The organism is Cupriavidus oxalaticus (assembly GCF_016894385.1).
In the GTDB taxonomy this organism is placed as follows: domain Bacteria; phylum Pseudomonadota; class Gammaproteobacteria; order Burkholderiales; family Burkholderiaceae; genus Cupriavidus; species Cupriavidus oxalaticus.
In genome coordinates this window covers 2,973,361-2,999,568 of sequence record NZ_CP069812.1, presented here as the reverse complement: position 1 = coordinate 2,999,568, position 26,208 = coordinate 2,973,361, and the positions used below count along the sequence as shown (strand labels likewise).

23 protein-coding genes are annotated in these 26,208 nt (G+C 67.0%); 14 read left to right on the top strand and 9 right to left on the bottom strand.

Features of this window, described 5'->3' with window-relative positions:
* Positions 1–280: 280 nt before the first annotated feature.
* A complete protein-coding gene (metG, locus tag JTE92_RS26260) occupies positions 281–2,341 on the bottom strand; it encodes a methionine--tRNA ligase (RefSeq protein ID WP_063240109.1) in 2,061 nt (686 codons plus the stop codon).
* A gap of 300 nt (positions 2,342–2,641) precedes the next feature.
* Positions 2,642–3,280, bottom strand: coding sequence for a YiaD family glycine zipper/OmpA-like lipoprotein (locus tag JTE92_RS26255; RefSeq protein ID WP_063240108.1), 639 nt, complete (start codon positions 3,278–3,280; stop codon positions 2,642–2,644).
* A gap of 391 nt (positions 3,281–3,671) precedes the next feature.
* Here JTE92_RS26255 and apbC point away from each other — a divergent pair, with 391 nt between their 5' ends.
* From apbC to JTE92_RS26190, 13 genes are all read left to right on the top strand, one after another.
* Entirely contained in the window at positions 3,672–4,760 is a 1,089-nt protein-coding gene (gene apbC / locus JTE92_RS26250; protein WP_063240107.1) for an iron-sulfur cluster carrier protein ApbC, read from the top strand.
* Positions 4,761–4,787: 27 nt separating this feature from the next.
* On the top strand, positions 4,788–5,336 hold the full coding sequence (locus JTE92_RS26245) for a DUF3305 domain-containing protein (protein ID WP_063240106.1): 549 nt from the start codon (positions 4,788–4,790) through the stop codon (positions 5,334–5,336).
* Between the two features lie 21 nt (positions 5,337–5,357).
* Positions 5,358–6,002 carry a DUF3306 domain-containing protein gene (locus JTE92_RS26240; RefSeq protein ID WP_063240105.1) on the top strand — a complete coding sequence of 215 codons (645 nt, stop codon included), beginning with the start codon at positions 5,358–5,360 and terminating at the stop codon, positions 6,000–6,002.
* A 99-nt stretch (positions 6,003–6,101) separates the two neighbouring features.
* Complete coding sequence (locus tag JTE92_RS26235) at positions 6,102–8,312, top strand: 4Fe-4S binding protein (protein WP_063240104.1); 2,211 nt, start codon at positions 6,102–6,104, stop codon at positions 8,310–8,312.
* Positions 8,313–8,339: 27 nt separating this feature from the next.
* A complete protein-coding gene (locus JTE92_RS26230; RefSeq protein ID WP_063240103.1) occupies positions 8,340–8,972 on the top strand; it encodes a TorD/DmsD family molecular chaperone in 633 nt (210 codons plus the stop codon).
* 133 nt (positions 8,973–9,105) lie between these two features.
* Complete coding sequence (locus JTE92_RS26225) at positions 9,106–9,321, top strand: formate dehydrogenase (RefSeq protein ID WP_063240102.1); 216 nt, start codon at positions 9,106–9,108, stop codon at positions 9,319–9,321.
* 69 nt (positions 9,322–9,390) lie between these two features.
* Complete coding sequence (locus JTE92_RS26220; RefSeq protein WP_063240101.1) at positions 9,391–12,429, top strand: molybdopterin-dependent oxidoreductase; 3,039 nt, start codon at positions 9,391–9,393, stop codon at positions 12,427–12,429.
* Positions 12,430–12,455: 26 nt separating this feature from the next.
* Positions 12,456–13,172 carry a formate dehydrogenase FDH3 subunit beta gene (gene fdh3B, locus JTE92_RS26215; protein ID WP_063240100.1) on the top strand — a complete coding sequence of 239 codons (717 nt, stop codon included), beginning with the start codon at positions 12,456–12,458 and terminating at the stop codon, positions 13,170–13,172.
* Positions 13,169–13,405, top strand: a complete 237-nt coding sequence (locus JTE92_RS26210) for a hypothetical protein (protein WP_063240099.1) — start codon at positions 13,169–13,171, stop codon at positions 13,403–13,405. Before fdh3B ends, JTE92_RS26210 begins: the two co-directional genes overlap by 4 nt.
* A gap of 64 nt (positions 13,406–13,469) precedes the next feature.
* Positions 13,470–14,687: a formate dehydrogenase subunit gamma gene (locus tag JTE92_RS26205; protein WP_063240098.1), complete on the top strand. Its 1,218-nt coding sequence runs from the start codon at positions 13,470–13,472 to the stop codon at positions 14,685–14,687.
* A gap of 64 nt (positions 14,688–14,751) precedes the next feature.
* Complete coding sequence (locus JTE92_RS26200) at positions 14,752–15,582, top strand: formate dehydrogenase accessory sulfurtransferase FdhD (protein WP_063240097.1); 831 nt, start codon at positions 14,752–14,754, stop codon at positions 15,580–15,582.
* A 118-nt stretch (positions 15,583–15,700) separates the two neighbouring features.
* The gene (gene dcd / locus JTE92_RS26195; protein WP_063240096.1) at positions 15,701–16,267 is read left to right on the top strand and encodes a dCTP deaminase; all 567 of its coding nucleotides are present in this window, start codon (positions 15,701–15,703) and stop codon (positions 16,265–16,267) included.
* Between the two features lie 160 nt (positions 16,268–16,427).
* Positions 16,428–18,698, top strand: coding sequence for an arginine/lysine/ornithine decarboxylase (locus JTE92_RS26190; RefSeq protein WP_063240095.1), 2,271 nt, complete (start codon positions 16,428–16,430; stop codon positions 18,696–18,698).
* A gap of 155 nt (positions 18,699–18,853) precedes the next feature.
* Here the strand turns inward: JTE92_RS26190 and JTE92_RS26185 are convergent, their stop codons facing one another.
* From JTE92_RS26185 to JTE92_RS26155, 7 genes are all read right to left on the bottom strand, one after another.
* Complete coding sequence (locus tag JTE92_RS26185) at positions 18,854–19,312, bottom strand: type II toxin-antitoxin system VapC family toxin (RefSeq protein ID WP_198065751.1); 459 nt, start codon at positions 19,310–19,312, stop codon at positions 18,854–18,856.
* Complete coding sequence (locus JTE92_RS26180; protein ID WP_063240093.1) at positions 19,257–19,493, bottom strand: FitA-like ribbon-helix-helix domain-containing protein; 237 nt, start codon at positions 19,491–19,493, stop codon at positions 19,257–19,259. Before JTE92_RS26180 ends, JTE92_RS26185 begins: the two co-directional genes overlap by 56 nt.
* Before the next feature lie 266 nt (positions 19,494–19,759).
* A complete protein-coding gene (locus tag JTE92_RS26175) occupies positions 19,760–21,475 on the bottom strand; it encodes a TRAP transporter large permease (protein WP_063240092.1) in 1,716 nt (571 codons plus the stop codon).
* A 12-nt stretch (positions 21,476–21,487) separates the two neighbouring features.
* Positions 21,488–22,087, bottom strand: a complete 600-nt coding sequence (locus JTE92_RS26170) for a TRAP transporter small permease subunit (protein ID WP_063240091.1) — start codon at positions 22,085–22,087, stop codon at positions 21,488–21,490.
* Between the two features lie 311 nt (positions 22,088–22,398).
* The gene (gene argH / locus JTE92_RS26165) at positions 22,399–23,817 is read right to left on the bottom strand and encodes an argininosuccinate lyase (RefSeq protein WP_063240090.1); all 1,419 of its coding nucleotides are present in this window, start codon (positions 23,815–23,817) and stop codon (positions 22,399–22,401) included.
* 132 nt (positions 23,818–23,949) lie between these two features.
* Complete coding sequence (locus tag JTE92_RS26160) at positions 23,950–24,726, bottom strand: anti-sigma factor (RefSeq protein WP_063240089.1); 777 nt, start codon at positions 24,724–24,726, stop codon at positions 23,950–23,952.
* On the bottom strand, positions 24,723–25,322 hold the full coding sequence (locus JTE92_RS26155) for an RNA polymerase sigma factor (RefSeq protein WP_063240088.1): 600 nt from the start codon (positions 25,320–25,322) through the stop codon (positions 24,723–24,725). Before JTE92_RS26155 ends, JTE92_RS26160 begins: the two co-directional genes overlap by 4 nt.
* A gap of 147 nt (positions 25,323–25,469) precedes the next feature.
* On the opposite strand from JTE92_RS26155, the gene JTE92_RS26150 reads away from it, so the two are divergent.
* On the top strand, positions 25,470–26,081 hold the full coding sequence (locus tag JTE92_RS26150) for a ferritin-like domain-containing protein (RefSeq protein ID WP_063240087.1): 612 nt from the start codon (positions 25,470–25,472) through the stop codon (positions 26,079–26,081).
* Positions 26,082–26,208: the final 127 nt, after the last annotated feature.

Genomic DNA, 26,208 nt, shown 5'->3' with positions numbered 1-26,208 from the left:
CGCATGGAAGGCGCGAAGGGAGTAATGCCGTTCAGTTAAGGGATCAATCACTACTGTCATTCCCGCGCAGGCGGGAATCCAGCGTCTTAAAGCCCCCGATGGGGGACAAAAAGCCACTGGGTTCCCGCCTGCGCGGGAACGACGGCGGTTAACTGAACGGCATTAGCGCGGAGGGAGTGGTTTTGCGAGGGGGATTTTTGTCGCTGCCGGATGGTAGCGACCGGAGGGGGACGCGAAGCCGCGCTCCCGTGGGCGGGAGCGCGGCGCGCAGGTACTGCGCTTAGCGGATGCGCATGCCCGGCACGGCGCCGCTGTGCGGCTCCAGGATGTACAGGCCCGGCGCGGCCTTTTCGTCAGCCGCCGATGCCGCCAGCACCATGCCCTCGGACATGCCGAACTTCATCTTGCGCGGTGCCAGGTTGGCCACCACCACGGTCAGCTTGCCGACCAGCTGCTCCGGCGTGTAGGCCGACTGGATGCCCGAGAACACATTGCGGGTCTTGCCTTCGCCCAGGTCCAGCGTCAGCTGCAGCAGCTTGTTGGAGCCTTCGACCTTCTGGCATTCCACAATCCTTGCCACGCGCAGGTCTACCTTGGCGAAATCGTCGATGGAGATGGTCTCGGCCACCGGCTCGATCGACGGTGCCGCGGCGGCGGGCGCCGCCGTCGCCTGCAGCGACTCGCGGTTGGCCGCCAGCAGCGCATCGACCTGCCTGGCATCGACGCGCGTCATCAGGTGCTGGTAGGCCTGCACCGGGCTGGCCGCGGACAGCTGCTTGTCGATCGCGCGCCAGTCGAGCGGCTCGACGTTCAGGAAGCGCTCGACGCCGGCGGCCACGTTCGGCACCACCGGCTTCAGGTACACCGTCAGCAGGCGGAAGGCTTCCAGCGACACCGAGCAGGCGGCATGCAGCGCGGCGCGCTTGCTTTCGTCCTTGGCCAGTTCCCACGGCTTCTCGGTGTCGACGAAGGCGTTGACCGTGTCGGTCAGCTCCATCACCTGGCGCAGCGCCTTGCTGTACTCGCGCGCTTCATACAGCTGCGCGATCTGCGGCGCGGCCTGGCGCAGCTGTTCCAGCAGCGGGTGCGCCAGCGCGGCCTCGTCGACCTTGCCTTCGAAGCGCTTGACCAGGAAGCCCGCCGCGCGGCTGGCGATATTGACGTACTTGCCGATCAGGTCGCTGTTGACGCGGGCGATGAAGTCGTCCAGGTTCAGGTCCAGGTCTTCCATGCTCGCGTTGAGCTTGGCGGCGAAGTAGTAGCGCAGCCATTCGGGGTTCATGCCGGTGTCGATGTAGCTCTGCGCGGTGATGAAGGTGCCGCGCGACTTGCTCATCTTGGCGCCGTCCACGGTCAGGAAGCCGTGCGCGAACACGTTGGTCGGGGTGCGGTAGCCCGAGAAGCGCAGCATCGCCGGCCAGAACAGCGTGTGGAAGTAGAGGATGTCCTTGCCGATGAAGTGGTACTGCTCGGCGGTCGAGTGCGGGCCGACCCAGGCGTCGAAGTCGATGCCGCGCTGCTGCGCCAGGTTCCTGAAGCTGGCGTAGTAGCCGATCGGGGCGTCCAGCCACACATAGAAATACTTGCCAGGCGCGCCGGGGATCTCGAAGCCGAAGTAGGGCGCATCGCGCGAGATGTCCCAGTCGGACAGCGTCGAGGCCTCGCCCTCGCCGCCCAGCCATTCCTGCATCTTGTTGGCGGCCTCGGGCTGCGCCAGGTCGGCCACCCATTCGCGCAGGAAGGTCTCGCAGCGCGGGTCGGACAGCTTGAAGAAGAAGTGCGTCGACGACTTGCGCACCGGCGTGGCGCCCGACACCACCGAGTACGGGTTCTTCAGGTCGGTCGGCACGTACGTAGTGCCGCAGACTTCACACGAGTCGCCGTACTGGTCCTTGGCGCCGCACTTCGGGCATTCGCCCTTGATGAAGCGGTCCGGCAGGAACATGTTCTTGACCGGGTCGAAGAACTGCTCGACATCGCGCTCGGCGATCAGGTCCTCGGCCTTGAGGGCCAGGTAGATCTTCTCGCACAGCTCGCGGTTTTCTTCCGCGTCGGTGCTGTAGTAGTTGTCGAACGATACCAGGAAGCTGTCGAAATCGCGCTTGTGCTCGGTCCAGACGCGGTCGATCAGCTGCTTCGGGGTGATGCCTTCCTTCTCGGCGCGCAGCATCACCGGGGTGCCGTGCGTGTCGTCGGCGCCGACGTAGTAGACCTCGTTGCCCATCATGCGCTGGAAACGCACCCAGATATCGGTCTGGATGTATTCCACCAGGTGGCCGATATGGATCTGGCCGTTGGCGTAAGGCAGGGCGGATGTGACGAGGATGCGACGTGCGGTCATAGACGAAGAGCCGGTCAGGAGCGGGGGATATCAGTGGCGACGGCGCTGCGCGCGGGGCGGGCGCGTGCCGGGGAGGGGCTATTTTAGCAACGTAGTGCCGTGGGTGCGCCGGTTCCGCATGGCGGAATTCTCTGAAACGGCGCGGGGCGATTCGCTGCAAGCGGCCAAAAAAAAGCGCCGGTCAGTGCCGGCGCAGCTTTCCACAACGGAAAAGGAGGAGAAATCAGGCACCGCCCGGGAGGTCAGCCACCCATCGCGAGCCAGCAACGGTGGCAAGCGGTACCTGTTTCTATGACTAGGTCATCCCTGAATTGGTTTCAAAAAAATTTCGACGCGGCGATTTTGTTGCCGGCCGGCCTCTGTGGCGTTGTCCGCCACGGGCTGGGACTGGCCCCGGCCCTCGGCCGTCAGGCGGTTCCGGGAGACGCCGCGGTCACCCAGGTAGCTCGCCACGCTCTGGGCGCGGCGTTGCGACAGCTGCATGTTGTAGTTGGGATTGCCGGTGCTGTCGGTATGGCCCACGACATTGGCGCTGACTTCCTGGTGCTGGCCCAGCGTCTGGGCGACCTGGTCGAGCACCGAGCGGAACGACGGCTTGATGCTGGCGCTGTCGGTATCGAAGGTCACCTGGCTGGGGATGTTCACCTTCAGCGAGCCGTCCGGCTGCTCGGTGATCTGGGTGCCGGTGCCGGCGGTGTCCTTGTTCAGCTTGCCGCGGATGGCATTCCAGTTGTAGCCGGTCGCACCGCCGACGGCACCGCCCACGGCCGCGCCGACCAGCGTGCCGGTGGTATTGCCGCCGATCAGGTTGCCAAGCCCCGCGCCCACTGCGGCGCCTACGCCGGTACCGACCGCCGTATGGGTCTGCTGTTCGGTGGCGCAACCCGCGGCCAGCAGGGTGGCGGCGGCGAGCGAGGCAGTGACGAGCTTGATCTTCATGCTTTCTCCTTCTGATGATCCCGTAAATGTTCGTGGTACCGCATGCGGATGGTAACCCCATGGCGATACCGCAGATAACCCTTTGTACGCGTGGGCGGCAGCGCGGCAGGCGCGGTGGCCGGTGCCGGGTGCCCTGCGCCCAACCGCACTACAATATGGATATGGCGGCGCGCGCACAAGTGCAAGGTTGTGAGATTTGTAAATGTCTGTAATCCCACACCTCGGACAAGGCCTTGCCGCGCGTTACCGGCAATTGCCGGCAATCTATGGCCGGAGTCGATGGCCGGAGTCGATGGCCGGAGCTTCATACTTTGATACATTAGGTGCCGGGTTCATCCTGCGCCGGCCCCCCGGGCCATCCCCACATTGAGAAAACCAAGCGGAGTTTGTCTTGAGCGTCAGCACTGAGCAGGTCACCGAAGCCCTGCGCACCGTCATCGACCCCAACACGGGCAAGGACCTGGTGTCCACGCGCTCGGCCCGGAACATCCGGGTCGACGGTGGCGAGGTTTCGCTGGAAATCGAACTCGGCTATCCGGCCAGGAGCCAGCTGGACCCGATCCGCAAGCTGGTGGTTGCTGCGGTGCGGCAAGTGCCGGGCGTCACCAATGTCAGCGTGGCCGTGACCATGAAGATCGTCGCCCACGCGGTGCAGCGGGGCGTCAAGCTGCTGCCGGGCGTGAAGAACGTGATTGCCGTCGCCTCGGGCAAGGGCGGCGTCGGCAAGTCGACCACCGCCGTCAACCTCGCGCTGGCGCTGGCCGCCGAGGGCGCGCGCGTGGGCATGCTCGATGCCGATATCTACGGCCCCAGCCTGCCGATGATGCTCGGCATCGACGGCCGCCCCGAATCCGCCGACGGCCAGACCATGGAGCCGCTGGAGGGCCACGGCGTGCAGGCCAACTCGATCGGCTTCCTGATCGAGCAGGACAACCCGATGGTGTGGCGCGGGCCGATGGTCACCTCGGCGCTGGAGCAGCTGCTGCGTCAGACCAACTGGCACGACCTCGACTACCTGATCGTCGACATGCCCCCCGGCACCGGCGATGTCCAGCTGACGCTGTCGCAGAAGGTGCCGGTCACCGGCGCGGTGATCGTGACCACGCCGCAGGACATCGCGCTGCTCGACGCCAAGAAGGGCCTGAAGATGTTCGAGAAGGTGGGCATCCCCATCCTCGGCATCGTCGAGAACATGGCGGTGTACTGCTGCCCGAACTGCGGCCACGTCGAGCATATCTTCGGCCAGGGCGGCGGCGAGAAGATGTGTGCCGACTATGGCGTGGAGCTGCTGGGCAGCCTGCCGCTGAACCTGCAGATCCGCGAGCAGGCCGATTCGGGCCGCCCCACCGTGGTGGCCGAGCCGGACAGCCCCGTGGCCGAGCTGTACCGAGGCATCGCGCGCAAGGTGGCGATCAAGGTCGCCGACAAGGCGCGCGACATGACCAGCAAGTTCCCGAGCATCGTCGTGCAGAACACCTGAGCGCGCGGCTTGCCGCGCCAGTGAGCCATGGAAGCCGAAATTACGCCCGTGCCGCAGCCGCCGCCACCCGGCGCCCGTCCCGCCGTCACCATGGCCGTGGTGATGCGCAAGGTCGCGCTGGCCAGCCGCTGGCAGCCATGGAAATGGCAACTCGACGCGGTGCTGCCGGACCTGGGCGAGTTCGGCACGCACCCGGCCTGCCTGGAACACGATGAACACGGCGCGCGCTGGCTGTATCCCGGCTTCGAGGTCGAGCTGTTCCGCGACCAGGGCGAGGGCTACTACCTGAACCTGACCTCGACCACGCCATGCTGGTTCGTGCTGTGGCGCATGCCCGAGGACGAGGACGGCGGCGGCACCGGTGAAGACGCCCACCCGGTGCCGATGACGGTCACGCTGTCGTATAACGAAGCCGGCCGCTGGCTCGACGCCGGCGAAACCGTCGAGAACGTGCCGCTGGCGCCGGAGCAGCGCGACTGGCTGCAGGCCTACGTCAGCGAGCATTACCGGCCCGAGCCCAAGCAGCGGCGCCGGCCCGAATCCTTCAAGGCGCCGCAGGACCGCGCGCGCTACTGATCCCACTGTTCGAACACGCCGATGAGCGATTCGTCCTTCCTGTCACGCTGGTCGCGCCGCAAGGCCGCGGTGCGGGAGGGCGTGGCCGTGCCCGCGGAGCCGCTGCAGCCGGCCGAGGCGCCACCGTTGCCCGTGCCACCGGAGGCCGCGGCCGCCGTGACCGAGGCCGAGCCGGAAGTCCCGCCGCCGACTCTCGCGGACGTGGCCGCGCTGCGCCCCGGCGACAACATCGCCCGCTTCGTCGCGCGCGGCGTCGATGAATCGGTCAAGCGCGCCGCGCTCAAGACCTTGTTTGCCGATCCGCACTTCAATGTGATGGATGGCCTCGATACCTACATCGACGACTACAGCAAGCCCGCCCCGATCCCGCCCGAGATCCTGCGCCAGTTGCGCCAGGCCAGGTCGCTGGGGCTGTTCGAGCCGACCGACGAGGAGCGCGCGGCAGCCCAGGCCGCCGCGCAACCGGACGCACAAGCCGACGCACAAGCCGACGCACAAGCCGACGCACAAGCCGACGCACAAGCTGGCGATGTACAGCCGGCGGCGCCCGCCGTGGCAGGCGAGCCGGCCGATGCTACGGACATACCCGCAGCCGCCGAAACGCCGCCGGCGGTGGCCAGTCAAAACGCAGAGCAGGGCCCGCAAGACCCGCATAAGTGCGCATAGCCCGACCGGGCAGCGCAGCCTAGAATAGGCATCCCCACAATCCGCCGGGCCGCAGATCCTCGCAAGAAGGACGTCCGGACCGGTCAGCCCGCATTCGCCATGCCGACGCTGATCTGCAATTGCAACGACACCATGCCGCTTGACGGGGCGGCGCTGTCGGGAGCCCAGGACCCGCAACAAGGTCCGCAACAAGGCCCCCTCAAGGTCCATCGCCTGCTGTGCCGGCGCGAGATCGGCGCCTTCACCGCCGCGCTGGACGGCACCGACGATGTCATCGTGGCCTGCACGCAGGAGCGCGCGCTGTTTACCGAAGTCGCCGCGCAGACCGCCCAGGGCCAGGATGGCCGCCCGGTGGTGACCGCGCCGGTCCGCTTCGTCAATATCCGCGAGACCGGCGGCTGGTCGCAGGGGGCGCGGCGCGATCCGCGGACCGCCAACGCCAAGATCGCCGCGCTGCTGGCGGTGGCCGCCTTGCCCGAGCCCGATCCGGTGCCCGTGGTCGACTACCGCTCCGACGGCACGGTGCTGGTGCTGGGCCCAGCGCAGCGCGCGCTGCCCTGGGCCGAGCGTCTCGCTGCCATGCAGTTCGAGGTCACGGTACTGCTGACGGGCAGCGCACCGGGCGAGGGCGCTGCCGCGCAGCCGGCCGAGCGCGCCTGGCCAGTCCACAGCGGCCGGCTGGCTGCGCTCAGCGGCTGGCTCGGCGCCTTCGAGGCCAGCTGGGAAACCGGCGCGGGGCGCAGCAACCCGATCGACCTGGACCTGTGCACCCGCTGCAACGCCTGCATCGATGCCTGTCCCGAAAATGCGATCGATTTCAGCTACCAGGTGGACCTGTCGCGCTGCCGCTCGCACCGCGACTGCGTGCGCGCCTGCGGTGCGGCCGCGGCCATCGACTTCGACCGGCCGCAGGGCACCATGCAGGGCCGCTTCGACCTGGTCTTCGACCTGTGCGACCAGCCCGCCTTCACCATGCACCAGCCGCCGCAAGGCTACCTGCACGCCGGCGCCGACCCGGCGCGGCAGCAAGCGCTGGCGCTGACGCTGGCGGGCCTGGTAGGCGAGTTCGAGAAGCCGAAATTCTTCCGCTACAAGGACAGCCTGTGCGCGCATGGCCGCAACCAGACCACCGGCTGCACGGCTTGTATCGACATTTGCTCGACCCGGGCGATCCAGTCGCGCTGGCACGACGGCAAGGGCCGCATCGAGGTCACGCCCAACCTCTGCATGGGCTGCGGGGCCTGCACCACGGTGTGCCCCAGCGGCGCCATCAGCTACGGCTATCCCGGCCCGGAGACGACCGGCACGCGGCTGCGCACGCTGCTGGCGGCCTACCGGCAGGGCGGTGCGCGCGACCCGCTCGTGCTGCTGCACGGCGAGGAATATGGCACGCCCGCCTTGCTGGCGCTGGGCCGCGCCGCGCGCGCGGGCCGTGCCGCCGGCGTGCCTGCCAATGTGATGCCGCTGTCGCTGTTCCACCCGGCCGCGGCCGGGCTGGAGCTGTGGCTGGCCGCGCTGTGCTGGGGCGCCAGCCGCGTGGCGGTGCTGCTGACCGGCGACGAGGCGCCGCAATACCGCACCGCGCTGCGCGAGCAGATGGAAGTCGGCCGCGCATTGCTGGCGGGGCTGGGTTATGACGCCGAAGTGCTGTCGCTGGTCGAGGCGACCGATACACCGGCACTGGATGCCGGCCTGTCCGCGCTGCGCCCGGGCCGCAACGCGCTGCCGCCGGCGGCGTTCGGCGCCGTTGCGCCCAAGCGCGAGATGCTGGACTTCGTGCTCGATCACCTGGTGCGCCACGCGCCGGTGCCCGCCGATATCGTGCCGCTGCCCGCGGCCGCGCCGATCGGCGCGATTGCCGTCGATACCGGCAAGTGCACCTTGTGCATGGCGTGCGTCGGCGCCTGCCCGTCGCAGGCCCTGCGCGACAACCCCGAGCGCCCGGTGCTCAGCCTGATCGAGCGCAACTGCGTGCAGTGCGGCCTGTGCGAGAAGACCTGCCCGGAAGATGCGATCACGCTGGTGCCGCGCCTGCTGGCGGGCGATGCCGCGCGCCGCCCGGTCACGCTCAACGAGTCCCAGCCGTTCCATTGCGTGCGCTGCGCCAGGCCGTTCGGCACGGCGCAGATGGTGGAATCGATGCTGGTCCGGCTGGCCGGCCACCCGGCATTTTCCGGCGCCGCCGCCGAACGGCTGAAGATGTGCCCGGATTGCCGCGTGGTCGACATGATGGAGCACGAGAGCGGCCCCATGAGCGGCACCATGAGCGGCACTGTGAGCGGCACTGTGAGCGGCACCACGCTGCGCTGAGCCTCCATCGACACAATTCATCACGACATGACAGATTTCCAGCCGATCCAGCTCACCGCCGCACCACCCGCCGACGATGCCGAGGACACCGCCCGCGCCGACCTGTACGGCCTGCTGGCCACGCTGTTCTATCGCGCCCCCGATGCCGCGCTGCTGCACCACATCGCGGCCAACCGCGCTGTCGGCGAAGATGCCGATACGGTACTGGGCAAGGCGTGGAATGCGTTGTGCGACGCAGCATCGGAGACCACGGCGGCCGAGGCTGAGGAGGAATACCGGCAACTGTTCGTCGGCGTGGGCAGGCAGGACGTGTTCCTGTATGGCTCGTTCTACCTGACCGGCTTCCTCAACGAGCGCCCGCTGGTGGCGCTGCGCGAAGACCTTGCCCGCTATGGCCTGGCGCCCCATGAGGAAGTGAGCGAGACCGAAGACCACATCGCCACGCTGTGCGAGGTGATGCGCTTCCTGGTGGCCGGCGATGACCTGTCGGTGTCCAACCTCGGCGAGCAGCAGCGCTTCTACGCGCGGCACCTGCAGCCGTGGGTCGGGACATTGTGCGATGCAGTGACCGCGCACCCGCAGGCGCGCTTCTATCGCAGTGTCGCCGGATTGCTGGCCGCCTTTGCCAATGTCGAGGCGCTGGCGCTGGAGATGCACTGAGGGAAGCGAGGGCCGCTGGAAGTCAGGAAAAACCCTTGCATATCATGGTCTTTCCTGCAAGATGTTCCTAGAATATGCATAAGAACGCATAACGGCGAAAACCATCGGGCTTTGACAGCCGAGGAGCCCCCACATGAGAGAGAAGCCAACCCGGGTCGCGCGCCGCTCGTTTCTCGCGGGCGCTGGAGTGGTGGCTGCCGCAACGGGTGCGGCAGCGCTGACAGCACGTGGACCGGCGCTGCCGGACCAGGCCGCCGCTCTGCCGGAACCCGCCGACACCCCGTCGGACAGCAAGGGCTACCGGGTCTCGGAACACATTCGCAAGTACTACCGGACCACACTGGTGTAAATGCCAGGGCGGCGTGGTTCGCCGCGCCGCCTGCAACCGGACGGCTCTCGTCCGCATCTGAGGTGAGACATGATCTTGACCCGCAAGCGCGCGGCGCAGGGCGCATCCGCCCGCCTCGCTGACGGCCTCGCCAACCGGCACGACCCTGCCGGCCCGCAAGCCGGAACCGGACGCCTCTCACAGCGGCTCGCCGCAAGCCTGGCCGGCGCCATGCCGACCATGGACCGCCGCAGCTTCCTCAAACGCTCGGGCATCGGCGTCGGTGCCGGCCTGGCGGCGTCGCAGCTGACGCTGCTGCGCAAGGCCGATGCCGCCGACGACAAGAAGGGCGCCGCCGATGGCAAGAGCGGCATCGTCGTGCGCCGCACCGTGTGCGGCCACTGCTCGGTCGGCTGCGCGGTCGACGCGGTGGTGCAGAACGGCGTGTGGATCCGCCAGGAACCGGTGTTCGACTCGCCCCTCAACCTGGGCGCGCACTGCGCCAAGGGCGCCGCGCTGCGCGAGCACGGCCACGGCGAATACCGGCTGAAGTACCCGATGAAGCTGGTCAACGGCAAGTACCAGCGCATCGGCTGGGACCAGGCGCTGGACGAGATCACCGCGAAGATGAAGGAGATCCGCCAGCAGACCGGTCCTGACTCGCTGTTCTTCGTCGGCTCGTCCAAGCACAGCAATGAACAGTCCTACCTGCTGCGCAAATGGGTTTCGTTCTTCGGCACCAACAACACCGACCACCAGGCGCGCATCTGCCACTCGACCACCGTCGCGGGCGTGGCCAACACCTGGGGCTACGGTGCGATGACGAACTCGTACAACGACATGCAGAACTCGAAGGCTGCGTTGTACATCGGTTCGAACGCGGCCGAGGCGCACCCGGTATCGATGCTGCACATGCTGCATGCCAAGGAAAATGGCTGCAAGATGATCGTGGTCGATCCGCGCTTCACCCGCACCGCGGCCAAGGCGCATCACTATGTGCGCATCCGCTCGGGCACCGACATCGCCTTCCTGTTCGGCATGCTGTACCACATCTTCAAGAACGGCTGGGAAGACCAGAAGTACCTGAACGACCGCGTCTACGGCATGGACAAGGTCAAGGAAGAGGTGCTGGCCAAGTGGACGCCGGACAAGGTCGAGGAAGTGACCGGCGTGCCCGAGGCGCAGGTCTACCTGGTCGCCGAGATCATGGCCAAGAACCGCCCCAGCACGCTGGTGTGGTGCATGGGCCAGACCCAGCACACCATCGGCAACGCGATCGTGCGCGCGTCGTGCATCGTGCAGCTGGCGCTGGGCAATATCGGCGTGTCGGGCGGCGGCGCCAATATCTTCCGCGGCCATGACAACGTGCAGGGCGCCACCGATGTCGGGCCCAACCCCGACTCGCTGCCCGGCTACTACGGCCTGGCCACCGGCGCGTGGAAGCACTACGCGGCGGTGTGGGGCGTGGACTACGAATGGATCAAGAAGCAGTTCGCCTCGCAGACGATGATGGAGAAGTCCGGCACCACGGTGTCGCGCTGGATCGATATCGTCACCGAGAAGAACGAGCTGATCGACCAGGACAACAACGTGCGCGCCGTGTTCTTCTGGGGCCATGCGCCGAACTCGCAGACGCGCGGGCTGGAGATGAAGAAGGCGCTGGACAAGCTCGACCTGCTGGTGGTGGTCGATCCGTATCCGTCGGCGACCGCGGCCATGGCCAACATGCCGCCGGCGGAGGGCGACAAGGTCAACCCGAACCGCGCCGTGTACCTGCTGCCGGCATGCACGCAGTTCGAGACCTCGGGTTCCTGCACGGCATCGAACCGCTCGCTGCAATGGCGCGAGAAGGTGATCGAGCCGCTGTTCGAATCGATGCCCGACCATACGCTGATGCAGGCGTTCGCCGACAAGCTGGGCTTTGGCAAGGAGCTGTCGAAGAACTACAAGATGATCGAGGTCAAGCGCGCCGGCCGCACCTGGATGGAGCCGGAGCCGGAGTCGATCCTGCGCGAGATCAACGCCAGCAACTGGACCATCGGCTACACCGGCCAGTCGCCCGAGCGCCTGAAGTCGCATATGCGCAATATGCAGATGTTCGACGTCAAGACCCTGCGCTGCAAGCAAGGCAAGGATCCCATCACGGGCTACGACCTGACCGGCGACTACTTTGGCCTGCCGTGGCCGTGCTACGGCACGCCGGAGCTGAAGCACCCGGGCTCGCCCAACCTGTATGACACCAGCAAGCACGTGATGGACGGCGGCGGCAACTTCCGCGCCAACTTCGGCGTGGAACGCGACGGCGTCAACCTGCTGGCCGAGGACGGCTCGTATTCGGCGGGCGCGGAAATCACCACCGGGTATCCGGAATTCGACCACGTGCTGCTGAAGAAGCTGGGCTGGTGGGACGACCTGACCGACGCCGAGAAGGCCAAGGCCGAAGGCAAGAACTGGAAGACCGACCTGTCCGGCGGCATCCAGCGCGTGGTGCTGAAGAACCATGGCTGCCATCCGTTCGGCAACGCCAAGGCGCGCGCGGTGGTGTGGAACTTCCCGGACCCGATCCCGCAACACCGCGAGCCGCTGTATTCCACGCGCGCCGACATGGTCGCCAAGTACCCGACCCACGACGACAAGATGGCGTTCTGGCGGCTGCCGACGCTGTACAAGTCGGTGCAGCAGCGCAATATCGAGAACAAGGTCTACGAGAAGTTCCCGATCATCCTGACCTCCGGGCGGCTGGTCGAGTACGAGGGCGGCGGCGAGGAAACCCGCTCCAACCCGTGGCTGGCCGAGCTGCAGCAGGAGAACTTTGTCGAGATCAACCCGCGTGCGGCCTCCGATCGCGGCATCCGCAACGGCGACTTCTGCTGGGTCAGGACGCCGACCGGCGCCGCGCTGAAGGTGCGCGCGCTGGTGACCGAGCGGGTCGGGCCGGATACCGCCTTCGTCCCGTTCCACTTCTCGGGCTGGTGGCAGGGCAAGGACCTGAAGGACTACTACCCTCAGGGAGCGATGCCGGTGGTGCGGGGCGAGGCCGTCAACACCGCCACCACGTATGGCTATGACTCGGTGACGATGATGCAGGAGACCAAGACCACCGTTTGCCAGATCGAGCGGTTTGCATAAGCCACAGGACAGAGCAGAGGAACATCATGGCACGCATGAAATTCATCTGTGACGCCGAGCGCTGCATCGAGTGCAACAGCTGCGTCACGGCCTGCAAGAACGAGCACGAGGTGCCCTGGGGTGTGAACCGGCGCCGCGTGGTCACTGTCAACGACGGCATGGTCGGCGCCGAGAAGTCGATCTCGGTGGCCTGCATGCATTGCTCCGACGCGCCGTGCATGGCGGTGTGCCCGGTCGACTGCTTCTACCGCACCGACGACGGCGTGGTGCTGCACGACAAAGACGTCTGCATCGGCTGCGGCTACTGCTCGTACGCCTGCCCGTTCGGCGCGCCGCAGTTCCCGTCGACCGGCACCTTCGGCGTGCGCGGCAAGATGGACAAGTGCACCTTCTGCGCCGGCGGACCGGAGAAAAACGGCAGCGAGGCCGAGTTCGAGAAGTACGGGCGCAACCGGCTGGCCGAAGGCAAGCTGCCGTTGTGCGCGGAGATGTGCTCGACCAAGGCGCTGCTGGGCGGTGACGGCGATGTGATCGCCGATATCCTGCGCAACCGCGTGATCAAGCGCGGTACCGGCGGCGACGTGTTCGGCTGGGGCACGGCCTATGGCGTGCCCAAGGCGGCGCCGGGCGCACCCGCCGCGCCGGCGGGGCCCGCTGCGCCGGACGCCCCTGGCGCAGGCACTGCACCGGCGGCACCGGCCGCACCGGCCACATCCGCCATGCCCGGAGGCCAGACATCATGAGCCGCGCCTGCGCCATCACCCTGCTGACACTGTGCGGCGCGCTGCTGGCCGCGTGCGGCGAAAAGCCGCAGACCATCAACCAGTCGCACCGCAAGGCCGACGCCCAGGCCTACCAGGGCGCGCCCGACGACCCCTTCGTCGCCAAGGGCTGGACCGCGGGCGACAAGACCAGCTGGGATAACCAGATCCGCCAGCGCAACCAGTACCAGAACGAGTACAACCGCGTGCAATGAATGCGCCGCGGTGGGCAGGCGCCGCCATCCGCGCGCAGGCTCCCGATGACCTGAAGGAGGGCGTATGACGCCGTCGCACAATGCATGCCGCAGCGGGCCGGGCGCCGGATGGCGCCACTGGCTGGCGGCCGGCGCGCTGGCACTGATGGCCGTGGCCGGAAGCGCCGCCGCCCAGGCTCCCGCAGCGGGGCCGTCGACCGGCCCGGCCACCGCGTCGGGCAGCGCCGATGCCAACAACCCGGCCACGCACCCGGCCCAGCCGCTGGCCGGCATCGCATCGCAAAACATCTTCGACGTGCCGGCCCGCGACATCGCCGCCGAGGCGCGCTCGCAGCAGGAGCGCACCGTCACGCAGCCGGGCAACAACGCGCCGGTATGGCGCGAGGTCAATTCCGACCAGCGCCACTACAGCAGCCTGCCGGACAAGGAAGCCGGCGTGCTGATCCAGCGCACCGGCCAGAGCTGGCGCTTGTTCCGCAACGGCGTCATCACCGTCTGGGGCGGCTGGCTGCTGCTGGTGGTGCCGCTGGCCATCCTCGGCTTCTACCTGTGGCGCGGCACCATCCCGCTGCGCGAGCCGCGCACCGGCCGCATGATCGAACGCTTTACGCCGCTGGAGCGCATCGTCCACTGGACCATGGCGATCTCGTTCGTGGTGCTGGCGGTGTCGGGCATCGTCATGCTGCTCGGCAAGCATTTCCTGTTGCCGGTGATGGGGCACATGCTGTTCGGCTGGCTGAGCTATATCCTGAAGAACCTCCACAACGTGATCGGGCCGATCTTCACACTGTCGGTGATCGTCGCCTTCGTGGTGTTCGTGCGCGATAACCTGCCCAACCGCGACGACGTGCGCTGGGTCACCCGCCTGGGCGGGCTGGCGTCCGGCAAGCATGTGCCCAGCGGGCGCTTCAATGCCGGCGAGAAGATGTGGTTCTGGGTCGGCGTGTTTATCTTCGGCATCGTGCTGTCGGCCTCGGGCTGGGTGCTCGACATGATCGTGCCGGGCATGGACTACTACCGCGCGACCATGCAGATCGCCAACGTGATCCATGGCATTGCCGCCGTGCTGATGATCGCGATGGCGTGCGGCCATATCTACATGGGCACGGTCGGCATGGAAGGCGCCTACCGCGCCATGCGCGACGGCTGGGTCGACGAAGCGTGGGCGAAGGAGCACCACGAGCTCTGGTACGACGACATCCAGTCCGGCAAGATCCCCGCGCAGCGTTCGACCGGCCCGGACGCGGCCAGCGGAGTACAATCGCCCGCAAAGGCACCGTAACCGCGGCCCCGATGCACGCCTGGACGGCACGGGGCCCCTTCCAGCAGCCCTGAGCCTTCCTGTCATGACCCTGCGTCCCGAGCTTACCCAGGCAGCCGTTCCGCTGATCGAAGAGGTCGAAGTCGTTGACGAGCAGGGCCGCGTGCGCGCGGCCTACCTGCCGGGCGAGCGCCCGCTGACGGTCTACCTGGACAAGCGCGAGCTGGTCACGCTGATGACGCTGGGCGGGGCGCCCGAGCACCTCGTGCTGGGCTACCTGCGCAACCAGCGGCTGGTCGAGTCGATCGAGGACATCGCCGCGGTGCAGGTCGACTGGGAAACCGAATCCGCCGCCGTCACCACCCGCACCGGCGTCGACCGCATCGAGGAACGCACCGCGCGCCGCGTGGTGACCACCGGATGCGGGCAAGGCACGGTGTTCGGCTCGCTGCTGGATGAGGTCGACAGCATCCGCCTGCCGGTCGATACGATGCTCGACCAGGATACCCTGTACGGCATCATCGACACCATCCGGCTGCAGCAGTCGGTCTACAAGCAGGCCGGCTCGGTCCATGGCTGCGCGCTGTTCAAGGGGACCGAGCTGCTGATGTTCGTCGAGGACGTCGGCCGCCACAACGCGGTCGATGCCATCGCCGGGCGCATGTGGCTGGAAGACATGACCGGCGCCGACAAGATCTTCTACACCACCGGCCGCCTGACCTCCGAAATGGTCATCAAGGGCGCGCAGATGGGCATCCCGTTCCTGCTGTCGCGCTCGGGCGTGACGCAGATGGGGTACCAGATGGCCAGGCGGGTCAACCTGACGCTGTTCGCGCGCTGCACCGGCAAGCATTTCCTGCTCTACACGGGGCGCGAACGGTTCCGTCACCGGATTCCCGAAGACGCGGTCGCTTGATTGTGGCGCAGGCGGCACCTCCTGGCACGGCGACGGATGCGGCGTTGTCTCAACGGAACGCGGGCGGAATGGTTGTACAATGCGGCGCACTCCGAGCCAGTGTGTCTACCTCCCAACTATGAGCATCAAATCCGACAAATGGATCCGCCGCATGGCGGAGCAGCACGGCATGATCCAGCCGTTCGAGCCAGGCCAGGTCCGGGAGGCCGACGGGCGCAAGATCGTGTCGTACGGCACCTCGAGCTACGGCTACGACATCCGCTGCGCCAACGAATTCAAGATCTTCACCAATATCAACAGCACCATCGTCGACCCGAAGAACTTCGACGAAAAGTCCTTCGTGGACTTCAAGGGTGATGTCTGCATCATTCCGCCCAACTCCTTCGCGTTGGCGCGGACGGTCGAGTATTTCCGCATCCCGCGCAGCGTGCTGACCATCTGCCTGGGCAAGAGCACCTATGCGCGCTGCGGCATCATCGTCAACGTGACCCCGTTCGAGCCGGAATGGGAAGGCTATGTGACGCTGGAGTTTTCCAACACCACGCCGCTGCCCGCCAAGATCTACGCCGGCGAGGGCTGTGCCCAGGTGCTGTTCTTCGAGAGCGACGAAGTCTGCGAGACCTCGTATGCCGACCGGGGCGGCAAGTACCAGGGCCAGCACGGTGTCACACTGCCGAAGACCTGAGCGCATTACAATGCCGGCGTTTGCCGGAACGGCCGCTGCGCGATGACCGCGCGCAGCGCCAAGACCTGACGTGAGAGCCACATGCCGCCGTCGCAGGGAACCCCTGCGCGCCATGTGGCTCAAGTCCTTTATGTCCTGCTGCTTTCCATAAGGATGCCCGATGAAATTCCGCTTCCCCGTCATCATCATTGACGAAGACTTCCGCTCCGAGAACATCTCCGGCTCGGGTATCCGCGCGCTGGCAGAGGCGATCGAGAAAGAAGGCATGGAGGTCATGGGCCTGACCAGCTATGGCGACCTGACCTCGTTCGCCCAGCAGGCCAGCCGGGCATCGACCTTCATCGTCTCGATCGACGACGACGAGTTCGTGCGCGGCGACGACCAGGTGGAAGCCGCCGCCATCGAGAAGCTGCGCGCCTTCGTGACCGAGGTGCGCCGCCGCAACTCCGACCTGCCGATCTTCCTGTACGGCGAGACCCGCACTTCGCGCCATATCCCCAACGATATCCTGCGCGAGCTGCACGGCTTCATCCACATGTTCGAGGACACGCCGGAATTCGTGGCGCGCCACATCATCCGCGAAGCCAAGGCCTATCTGGACACGCTGGCGCCGCCGTTCTTCAAGGCGCTGATCCACTATGCGCAGGACAGCTCGTATTCGTGGCACTGCCCGGGCCACTCGGGCGGCGTGGCATTCCTGAAGAGCCCGGTGGGCCAGGTGTTCCACCAGTTCTTCGGCGAGAACATGCTGCGCGCCGACGTCTGCAACGCGGTGGACGAGCTGGGCCAGCTGCTGGACCACACCGGCCCGGTGGCCGCGTCCGAGCGCAATGCCGCGCGCATCTTCAACTCGGACCACATGTTCTTCGTCACCAACGGCACCTCGACGTCGAACAAGATGGTGTGGCACGCCAACGTGGCGCCGGGCGATATCGTGGTGGTGGACCGCAACTGCCACAAGTCGATCCTGCACGCGATCATGATGACGGGCGCAATTCCCGTGTTCCTGATGCCGACGCGCAACCACTACGGCATCATCGGTCCGATCCCCAAGAGCGAGTTCGATCCGGAAACGATCAGGCGCAAGATCGCCGCGCACCCGTTCGCCAGCAAGGCCAGGAACCAGAAGCCGCGCATCCTGACGATCACGCAGGGCACCTACGACGGCGTGCTGTACAACGCCGAGCAGATCAAGGAAATGCTGGCCGCGGAGATCGACACGCTGCATTTCGACGAAGCCTGGCTGCCGCACGCGGCGTTCCACGACTTCTACCGCAACATGCACGCGATCGGCAAGGATCGCCCGCGCAGCAAGGACGCGCTGGTGTTCGCCACGCAGTCCACGCACAAGCTGCTGGCCGGCCTGTCGCAGGCCTCGCAGATCCTCGTGCAAGACTCCGAGACGCGCAAGCTGGACCGCTACCGCTTCAACGAGGCGTACCTGATGCACACCTCGACCAGCCCGCAGTACTCGATCATCGCCTCGTGCGATGTGGCGGCGGCGATGATGGAAGCCCCGGGCGGCACCGCGCTGGTGGAAGAGAGCATCCAGGAGGCGATGGACTTCCGCCGCGCCATGCGCAAGGTCGAGGGCGAGTACGACGCCGGCCATAACGGCGACTGGTGGTTCAAGGTGTGGGGCCCGGACGCGCTGATCGAAGATGGCATCGGCGATCGCGAGGCGTGGATGCTCAAGGCCAACGAGCGCTGGCACGGCTTCGGCGACCTGGCCGACGGCTTCAACCTGCTCGACCCGATCAAGGCCACCCTCATCACCCCGGGCCTGGACGTGGATGGCGAATTCAGCGAGCGCGGCATCCCGGCGGCGATCGTCACCAAGTACCTGGCCGAGCACGGCATCATCATCGAGAAGACGGGCCTGTACTCGTTCTTCATCATGTTCACCATCGGCATCACCAAGGGCCGCTGGAACTCGCTGGTGACCGAGCTGCAGCAGTTCAAGGACGACTACGACCAGAACCAGCCGCTGTGGCGCGTGCTGCCGGAGTTCGTCGGCAAGTATCCGCAGTACGAGCGCATGGGCCTGCGTGACCTGTGCGATGCGATCCACAGCGTGTACAAGGCCAACGACGTGGCGCGCGTGACCACCGAGATGTACCTGTCGGACATGGAACCGGCGATGAAGCCGTCGGATGCGTGGGCGATGATGGCGCACCGCGAGATCGAGCGCGTGCCGGTCGACGACCTCGAAGGCCGCGTCACCGCGATCTTGCTGACGCCGTACCCGCCGGGCATCCCGCTGCTGATCCCGGGCGAGCGCTTCAACCGCACCATCGTGCAGTACCTGAAGTTCGCGCGGGAGTTCAACAAGCTGTTCCCGGGATTCGAGACCGATATCCACGGGCTGGTGGAGGACGAGGTGGACGGCAAGAAGGCTTACTTCGTCGACTGCGTGAAGCAGGGTGCGTGAGTGGGTGGATTGCGTTGGAAATGGCAGGGGGCTTCGCTTTGCGGAGCCTTTTTCCTGCCGACGCCCTCCGCAATACAGCGGGTTTGCTCCCCTCTCCCGCTCGCGGGAGAGGGAGCACCCACTCGGTCCTGTGTGACTCGGTGACTCGGCCCGGCTCAGCCAAACGGATTCAGCAACTCCACCCCCGTCCCGTTGAAGTCCCCCACATTCCGCGTGACAATCGTCAGGTCATGGATCAGCGCCGTCGCGGCAATGAACTTGTCCAGCGCTTGCTCCGGGCGCGGCACGCGTAGCCGCCCCCATATCTGGGCAACATCGGCATCGACCGGCAACACATGCCGGCCGAAATCCTGCAGTACGGCCGTCAGCCATTGCTCCAGCGCCTGGGCCTGCGCCGAGTCGCCGCGATGGCGGATCAGCGCGATGCCGCGCCGCAGCTCACCCACGGTCAGCGCGGACAGGTAGAGCGTCGAGCCCTCCCGCGCCGCCTGCCGGAAGAACGCGCGCACGCCCGGATTGGCGCGTTCTCGCTTGCGCGCCTCGCTGATGACATTGGTATCAATCAAATACACGCGGCGCCTCAACAGAATCCTGACCACGTCGGAAATCGGCATCCTCGCCGACGTCTGGCATGCTGGACAGCACTTCGGCAAAACTGCGCCGTCGCGTGCCGCCCAGTGCCAAAGCCAGGATGGCCCTGTGCTCGGCCTCGGCGCTGCGGCCATTGGCGGCGGCCTGCTCGCGCAGGCGCTGGACCAGGGATTCATCGATGCCACGAACAAGCAGGGTTGCCATCTTGCGCTCCTCATCACCGGATGCGCCGATGCTAGCATTGATAGCGTCGTGCCGCTCGATCGGTAACGATTGACGGCGTGGCCGGCTGGCGGCGGGGGTGTGGAGAGGCGATGGTGTCCATGGGGATGGCTCCCGGGCAGATGTGATGAAGGTGAAGGCAGTCTGCGCCATGCCCGCAGGGCGATCGATAAGCCGATTCGCAATTCTCGTTACCATGAAAAAAGCCCCGCGTCGGAGCGGGGCTTCGGGACTTGCCGGGCAGGCCGTCAGTTCTTCTTCTCGAACTCGAACTGCGGCACGGACGGTTCGCTGTCCGCGGGGGCGCCAGGCAGCTCCAGCGTGCCGCTGCCGCCGGGCTCGGCGCCCGGTGCCGGCACCGACAGCGTCGGCGCTGCCGGCCTGGGTGCGCTTTGTTCCAGGTCGATGCTCAGGTCGCGCGTGATGCTGCGGTCCTGGGGCTTGTGGCCGCCGGTGCTGACCAGCCCCGGGAAGACGATGATCAGCGTCACCATGATCAGCTGTATGACCACAAACGGCACCGCGCCCCAGTAGATGTCCGACGTCTTCACCTCGCGCGGCGCCACCGAGCGCAGGTAGAACAGCGAGAAGCCGAACGGCGGGTGCATGAACGAAGTCTGCATGTTCACCGCCAGCAGCACGCCGAACCAGATCAGGTCGATGCCGAGCTTGTCCGCCACCGGGCCCACCAGCGGCACCAGGATAAAGGCCAGTTCGAAGAAGTCGAGGAAGAACGCCAGCAGGAAGAACAGCACGTTGACCGCGACCAGGAAGCCAGTCTGGCCGCCGGGCAGGGAGGTCAGCAGGTGCTCCACCCAGATATGGCCGTCCACGCCGTAGAACGTCAGCGAGAACACCCGTGCGCCGATCAGGATGAAGATCACGAAGGCCGACAGCTTGAGCGTCGCTTCCATGGCCTGCTGGGTCAGCTTCAGGTCCAGGCGGCGCTTGATCAGGGCCAGCACCAGCGCGCCCAGCGCGCCCATGCCGCCGCCTTCGGTCGGCGTGGCCACGCCGATGAAGATGGTGCCGAGCACCAGGAAGATCAGCGCCAGCGGCGGGATCAGCACGAAGGTGACCTTCTCCGCCATCTGCGACAGCAGGTTCAGCTTGAGCGCCTTGTTGATGACCGCGACCACGAAGGCGAACAGGATGGCGGCGCCCACCGATACCACCAGCCGTTCGTCCAGCGGTGCTTCCGGCTTGTACAGAAGGTCTACCGCCACGCCTACCGCGACCGACAGCGCGGTCAGCACCAGCACCGACGCCGCGCCGCTCTTGCCGCTGGGCTCGCGGAAGGTGCGTGCCTCGATCGGCAGCGCCGGCGCCGCGGACGGCTTGATCAGCGTGACCAGCAGCACGTAGCCCATGTACAGGCCGGTCAGCACCAGGCCCGGCACGAACGCGCCCTTGTACATATCACCCACCGAGCGGCCAAGCTGGTCGGCTAGCACGATCAGCACCAGCGACGGCGGGATGATCTGCGCCAGCGTGCCTGACGCCGCGATCACGCCCGATGCCAGCCGCTTGTCGTACTTGTACTTCAGCATCAGCGGCAGCGAGATCAGGCCCATCGAGATCACCGAGGCCGCCACCACGCCGGTGGTCGCCGCCAGCAGCGCGCCGACGAAGATCACCGCGTAGGCCAGGCCGCCGCGGATCGGGCCGAACAGCTGGCCGATGGTGTCGAGCAGGTCCTCGGCCATGCCTGAGCGTTCCAGGATGAGGCCCATGAAGGTAAAGAACGGGATCGCCAGCAGCGTGTCGTTCTCGATGATGCCGAACAGCCGGCTGGGCAGTGCCTGCAGCAGTTCCGGCGGCAGCATGCCCAGTTCGATGCCGATGAAGGCGAACAGCAGGCCGTTGGCGGCCAGCGCGAATGCGATCGGGAAGCCCGACAGCAGGAATACGACCAGCGAAGCGAACATGATCGGGGCCATGTTCGCGATCAGGAATTGCGTCATCGTGCGCGCCCCTTATTGTTTTTCGGACGGGCCGGTCTGGTTGGCCTGCGCGATCGCGGCGATCTCCAGTGCCGGGTCGACCGCGTGCTTGCGGAAGGCGGAGAACGGCAGTTCGCCCTTCAGGTAGGCAAAGCGCTTGATCAGCTCGGACAGTCCCTGCAGGATCAGCAGGAAGAAGCCCGCGACGATGAGGAACTTGGCCGGCCAGCGGATCAGCCCGCCGGCGTTGCCGGACATCTCATGGCCGGCATACGACAGCCAGAAGTAGGGGATCGACAGCCACAGGATGATCAGCGAGATCGGCAGCATGAACAGCAGGATGCCGAAGATGTCGATCCAGACCTGGGTGCGTTCGGAGAAGCGGCCGGCGATGACGTCGATGCGCACATGTTCGTCACGCATCAGCGTGTAGGGGGCGCCGAGCAGGAACACGCCGGCGAACATATACCATTGCAGCTCGAGCCAGGCATTGGAACTGATGCTGAAGGTGTAGCGAACGATGGCGTTGCCTGCGCAGACCAATACGGCCAGCAGGATCAGCCATTTCGCCCATTGCCCGATAAATTCATTCACGGCGTCGATAAGCCGCGAAATCCTCATAAGGAGAGACATGTGATCGTCCTAGGGATTGGGGGATACAGGGGTGGCGCGTTAGTCTACGGCGTCACTTGTCCTGCATCTTTAGGGTGAATCCCCAGTGCATCACATTTGCGGCCGCGCTTGCAGTGAACAGGCTCTAATACACGCGGAATTGCGGCGAATTCCGTATTTTTCTGGCGGCATTCCCTCCAGGGTGGGCTAACCGCTTCGTGGAAATAACAACAGTGTCGGTGCGAAGGCGTACATAAACGACAAACGGGAGCGCGCGCTCCCGTTTGTCATGACCGGCGTGGGCGTGGGCGTGGGCGCCCTCCTGGCGTGGGTCAGCCGTTCACTGCCTTGCGTGCTTCGGCAATGGCAGCGCGCACCTGGTCCGGCGCGGTGCCGCCGATATGGTTGCGCGCGGCGACCGAGCCTTCCAGCGTCAGCACCGCGTGCACGTCATCGCCGATCAGCGCGGCCTTGTCGCCCAGGCCGGACACGTCGCGCAACTCGGCCACGGTCAGGTCGGCCAGGTCGCACTGGCGGCTGTCGCAGGCACGCACGGCGTGGGCCACGGCCTCGTGCGCGTCGCGGAAGGGCAGGCCCTTCTTGACCAGGTAGTCGGCCAGGTCGGTGGCGGTGGCGTAGCCCTGCAGCGCGGCGGCGCGCATCGCTTCCGGCTTGACGGTGATGCCCGGCACCATGTCGGCGAAGATGCGCAGCGTGTCGACGACGGTATCGACCGTGTCGAACAGCGGCTCCTTGTCTTCCTGGTTGTCCTTGTTGTACGCCAGCGGCTGGCCCTTCATCAGGGTCAGCAGGCCGATCAGGTGGCCGTTGACGCGGCCGGTCTTGCCGCGCGCCAGCTCGGGCACGTCGGGGTTCTTCTTCTGCGGCATGATCGAACTGCCGGTGCAGAAGCGGTCGGCGATGTCGATAAAGCCGACGCGCGGGCTCATCCACAGCACCAGTTCTTCCGAGAAGCGCGACACGTGGGTCATCACCAGCGCGGCGGCGGCACAGAATTCGATGGCGAAGTCGCGGTCGGAGACGGCGTCCAGCGAATTGCGGCAGACGCCATCAAAGCCCAACTGCTGCGCCACGAACTCGCGGTCGATCGGGTAGCTGGTGCCGGCCAGCGCGGCGGCGCCCAGCGGCAGGCGGTTGACGCGCTTGCGGCAGTCGGCCATGCGCTCGGCATCGCGGGTGAACATTTCCACGTAGGCCAGCAGGTGGTGGCCGAAGGTGACCGGCTGCGCCACCTGCAGGTGGGTGAAGCCCGGCAGGATGGTGTCGGCGTTCTGGTCGGCCAGGTCCAGCAGCGAAGTGCGCAGCGCGCCGAGCAGGGCGACGATGCCGTCGATCTCGCTGCGCAGCCACAGGCGGATGTCGGTCGCGACCTGGTCATTGCGCGAGCGGCCGGTGTGCAGGCGCTTGCCGGCGTCGCCGACCAGCGCGGTCAGGCGCGCCTCGATATTCAGGTGGACGTCTTCCAGGTCCAGCTTCCATTCGAAGCTGCCGGCCTCGATCTCGCCCCGGATCTGGGCCATGCCGCGCTCGATCTCGGCGCGGTCGGCCTCGGCGATGATGCCCTGCTTCGCCAGCATGGCCGCGTGGGCCAGCGAACCCTGGATGTCGAACAGGGCCAGGCGCTTGTCGAAGAACACCGAGGCGGTGTAGCGCTTCACCAGGTCGGACATCGGTTCGGAGAAGCGGGCGGACCAGGCTTCGCCTTTCTTGGCAAGTTGGGAGGTGGACATGGACGTCGGCTGCAGTGGCTCGCTGCGGGCGGCCGGCGCGTGAGCGTCGGCGGGCGCAAGCGAATTGGAGAATTTGCGAAAAGGGCGATTATATCGTCCGCCGGGGGCATGGCGGCGCCGGCCGGGCGCCGGTTACGGCGGGTTGTGGAGCACAGGCCCCTTGAACACCACCGGGCCGCTCGGCCCGTCGGCATTGGGCGAGCCGCCGGTCGGCTCGATGCTGACCGCCAGGGCCGGCGCTGCGGTGGGGGGCTCGGCCATCGCCAGGCGGGCCTGCGGCACCCGGCCGATCACGCCGAGCGAGCGCGGCTTGCCGTCGGCCGGCAGGGCCCAGAGTTGCAGTACCTGCTGCTCGCTGAGCGCCATGTGATCAAGGCGCCGCACGATCAGGCTGCGCGCGTTGCCGTCCCAGGACACCAGCATCGCCGGCTGGGCCTGGTCGTCGTTGAGCACGGCGATGACCGCGGCCGGCGCGGGCTCGCGCTGCTGCGTCCGCTGCATGCCGATTCCGATCGACAGCACCGCCACCACGGCCATTGCCGCCGCCGCGCCGCGCCAGAACATCGGGGCCGACCACAGCCGCTGCCACCAGCCAGCCGCCGGTTCGGCCGCGGGTTCGGCCACTGGTGCCAGCGCCGCTTCGACCGCCGCCGCAGCCGGACGCGCAACGGGCGGCTTCCACCCCAGCCGGGTTTCGATGCCGCACCAGACCTTGTCGACCGGTTCCGCCGTCGCCTGCAGCTCGGACACGCCGGCCAGCCGGTCCTGCCAGCGCAGGATGGCGGCGTGCACCGCCGGCTCTTCGCGCGCGAGGTGTTCCATGCGGCGGCGCGCACCGCCGCGCAGCACACCCAGCGCATACTGGGCGGCGAGGCGGTCGAGCAGCTCGGGATGGGCGGCCAGCTTCATGTCGCCGCCTCCATGCAGTGGCGCAGCCGTTCCAGGCCGCGGCGCACCCAGGACTTGACCGTGCCCAGCGGCACGCGCAGCCGCGCCGCCAGCTCGGCATGGCTCAGGTCGTGCAGGTACGCCAGCACGATGGCCTGCCGCTGTGCCTGCTCCAGCCGCTGCAGGCAGCGGTTCAGCGCGCGCGCCTGCTGGCTGGCATCGGCCAGTTCGGCGGGGCCGGCGGCGTCGTCGGCCAGCCACTCGCCCAGGTCTTCTTCCAGCTCGACGGTCTGCGCAACGCGCGCGGCGGCGGCGCGGCGCAGGCAGTCCAGCGCCCGGTTGCGCACGATCGCGGTCATCCAGGTCATCGGCGCGGCCAGATGCGGCCGGTAGTCGCCGGCGTGGTGCCAGATGCTGACAAAGCTTTCCTGCACGACATCCTCCGCCCAATCGCGCCTGCCAGTGATACGCAGCGCGAGGCCAAACAGTTTCGTTGCGGTGAGGTCATAGAGGCCGCGCAGTGCCTGGCGGTCGCCCACGGCCACGGCCTGCAGCAGCGCCTCCAGCCGGTCGGGACTGGCAGGCGCGGCATAGGACGGCTGGGGGGAGGACGGCACCGGGACGGGTCCTTGCAAGGGAGCTTTGCCGGATTATAGGTAGCGCCGCATCCAAACGCGCGGCGCGTGCGTAGAAGTGACAGGCGCAAGCCAGGCACCCCGGCCAGCAACGGGGCGCGACGTTGTCATCCCTCACAGGAGAACACCATGGACCGCATGTCACAGAAACCCGCGCGCGAGGCCGGGACCATCGTCACGCTGCCGGATGCGCGCCGGCGGGGCTTGCTCAAGGCGCCCGGTCTGTTCGCGCTCGGCTCGCTGGCCGTCATCACGCTCGGCGAGTCGATGCCGGCGTGGGCGCAGACGCAGTCGGGCAGCACCAGGGACGACATCAATATCCTCAATACCGCGCTGGGGCTGGAGTACCAGGCGATTGCCGCCTATCAGGTCGGCGCCGAAAGCGGGCTGCTGCAGAAGCCGGTGCTGGCCACCGCGGTGAAGTTCCAGGACCACCACAAGGCCCATGCGCAGGTGCTGGCCGGGACGGTGTCGAAGCTGGGTGGCACGCCGGTGGTGGCGAAGAAAGCGTCGGAATACAAGTTCCCGACCGAGAGCCTGAAGAACCAGGCCGATGTGCTGCGCTTTGCCGCGGGGCTGGAGAAGGGCGCGACCGCCGCCTACCTGGGCGTGCTGCCGAACTTCCACAACCGCGAGCTGACCCGGGCCGCCGGCAGCATCCTCGGGGACGAGGCCATGCACTGGGCCATCCTGCTGCATGCGCTGGGCGAGGATCCGGTGCCGGGGGCGTTTGTGGGCTGAAGCGCAACGCTCGCCGATTGTTTGCTCCCCTCTCCCGCTCGCGGGAGAGGGGCAGGGGGTGAGGGCAGGCGGTGGCAGGACTGCAGGGGGTCGATTTGCCGGCAGATCAGGGTCTGGCACCGGGGAG

What these genes read in the sequence shown, in the direction of transcription:
- metG (WP_063240109.1), bottom strand. Translation starts at nt 2,341, where the DNA reads ATGACCGCACGTCGCATCCTCGTCACATCCGCCCTGCCTTACGCCAAC.
- JTE92_RS26255 (WP_063240108.1), bottom strand. Translation starts at nt 3,280, where the DNA reads ATGAAGATCAAGCTCGTCACTGCCTCGCTCGCCGCCGCCACCCTGCTG.
- JTE92_RS26245 (WP_063240106.1), top strand. Translation starts at nt 4,788, where the DNA reads ATGGAAGCCGAAATTACGCCCGTGCCGCAGCCGCCGCCACCCGGCGCC.
- JTE92_RS26240 (WP_063240105.1), top strand. Translation starts at nt 5,358, where the DNA reads ATGAGCGATTCGTCCTTCCTGTCACGCTGGTCGCGCCGCAAGGCCGCG.
- JTE92_RS26235 (WP_063240104.1), top strand. Translation starts at nt 6,102, where the DNA reads ATGCCGACGCTGATCTGCAATTGCAACGACACCATGCCGCTTGACGGG.
- JTE92_RS26230 (WP_063240103.1), top strand. Translation starts at nt 8,340, where the DNA reads ATGACAGATTTCCAGCCGATCCAGCTCACCGCCGCACCACCCGCCGAC.
- JTE92_RS26225 (WP_063240102.1), top strand. Translation starts at nt 9,106, where the DNA reads ATGAGAGAGAAGCCAACCCGGGTCGCGCGCCGCTCGTTTCTCGCGGGC.
- JTE92_RS26220 (WP_063240101.1), top strand. Translation starts at nt 9,391, where the DNA reads ATGATCTTGACCCGCAAGCGCGCGGCGCAGGGCGCATCCGCCCGCCTC.
- fdh3B (WP_063240100.1), top strand. Translation starts at nt 12,456, where the DNA reads ATGGCACGCATGAAATTCATCTGTGACGCCGAGCGCTGCATCGAGTGC.
- JTE92_RS26210 (WP_063240099.1), top strand. Translation starts at nt 13,169, where the DNA reads ATGAGCCGCGCCTGCGCCATCACCCTGCTGACACTGTGCGGCGCGCTG.
- JTE92_RS26205 (WP_063240098.1), top strand. Translation starts at nt 13,470, where the DNA reads ATGACGCCGTCGCACAATGCATGCCGCAGCGGGCCGGGCGCCGGATGG.
- JTE92_RS26200 (WP_063240097.1), top strand. Translation starts at nt 14,752, where the DNA reads ATGACCCTGCGTCCCGAGCTTACCCAGGCAGCCGTTCCGCTGATCGAA.
- dcd (WP_063240096.1), top strand. Translation starts at nt 15,701, where the DNA reads ATGAGCATCAAATCCGACAAATGGATCCGCCGCATGGCGGAGCAGCAC.
- JTE92_RS26190 (WP_063240095.1), top strand. Translation starts at nt 16,428, where the DNA reads ATGAAATTCCGCTTCCCCGTCATCATCATTGACGAAGACTTCCGCTCC.
- JTE92_RS26185 (WP_198065751.1), bottom strand. Translation starts at nt 19,312, where the DNA reads ATGCCGATTTCCGACGTGGTCAGGATTCTGTTGAGGCGCCGCGTGTAT.
- JTE92_RS26180 (WP_063240093.1), bottom strand. Translation starts at nt 19,493, where the DNA reads ATGGCAACCCTGCTTGTTCGTGGCATCGATGAATCCCTGGTCCAGCGC.
- JTE92_RS26175 (WP_063240092.1), bottom strand. Translation starts at nt 21,475, where the DNA reads ATGACGCAATTCCTGATCGCGAACATGGCCCCGATCATGTTCGCTTCG.
- JTE92_RS26170 (WP_063240091.1), bottom strand. Translation starts at nt 22,087, where the DNA reads ATGTCTCTCCTTATGAGGATTTCGCGGCTTATCGACGCCGTGAATGAA.
- argH (WP_063240090.1), bottom strand. Translation starts at nt 23,817, where the DNA reads ATGTCCACCTCCCAACTTGCCAAGAAAGGCGAAGCCTGGTCCGCCCGC.
- JTE92_RS26160 (WP_063240089.1), bottom strand. Translation starts at nt 24,726, where the DNA reads ATGAAGCTGGCCGCCCATCCCGAGCTGCTCGACCGCCTCGCCGCCCAG.
- JTE92_RS26150 (WP_063240087.1), top strand. Translation starts at nt 25,470, where the DNA reads ATGGACCGCATGTCACAGAAACCCGCGCGCGAGGCCGGGACCATCGTC.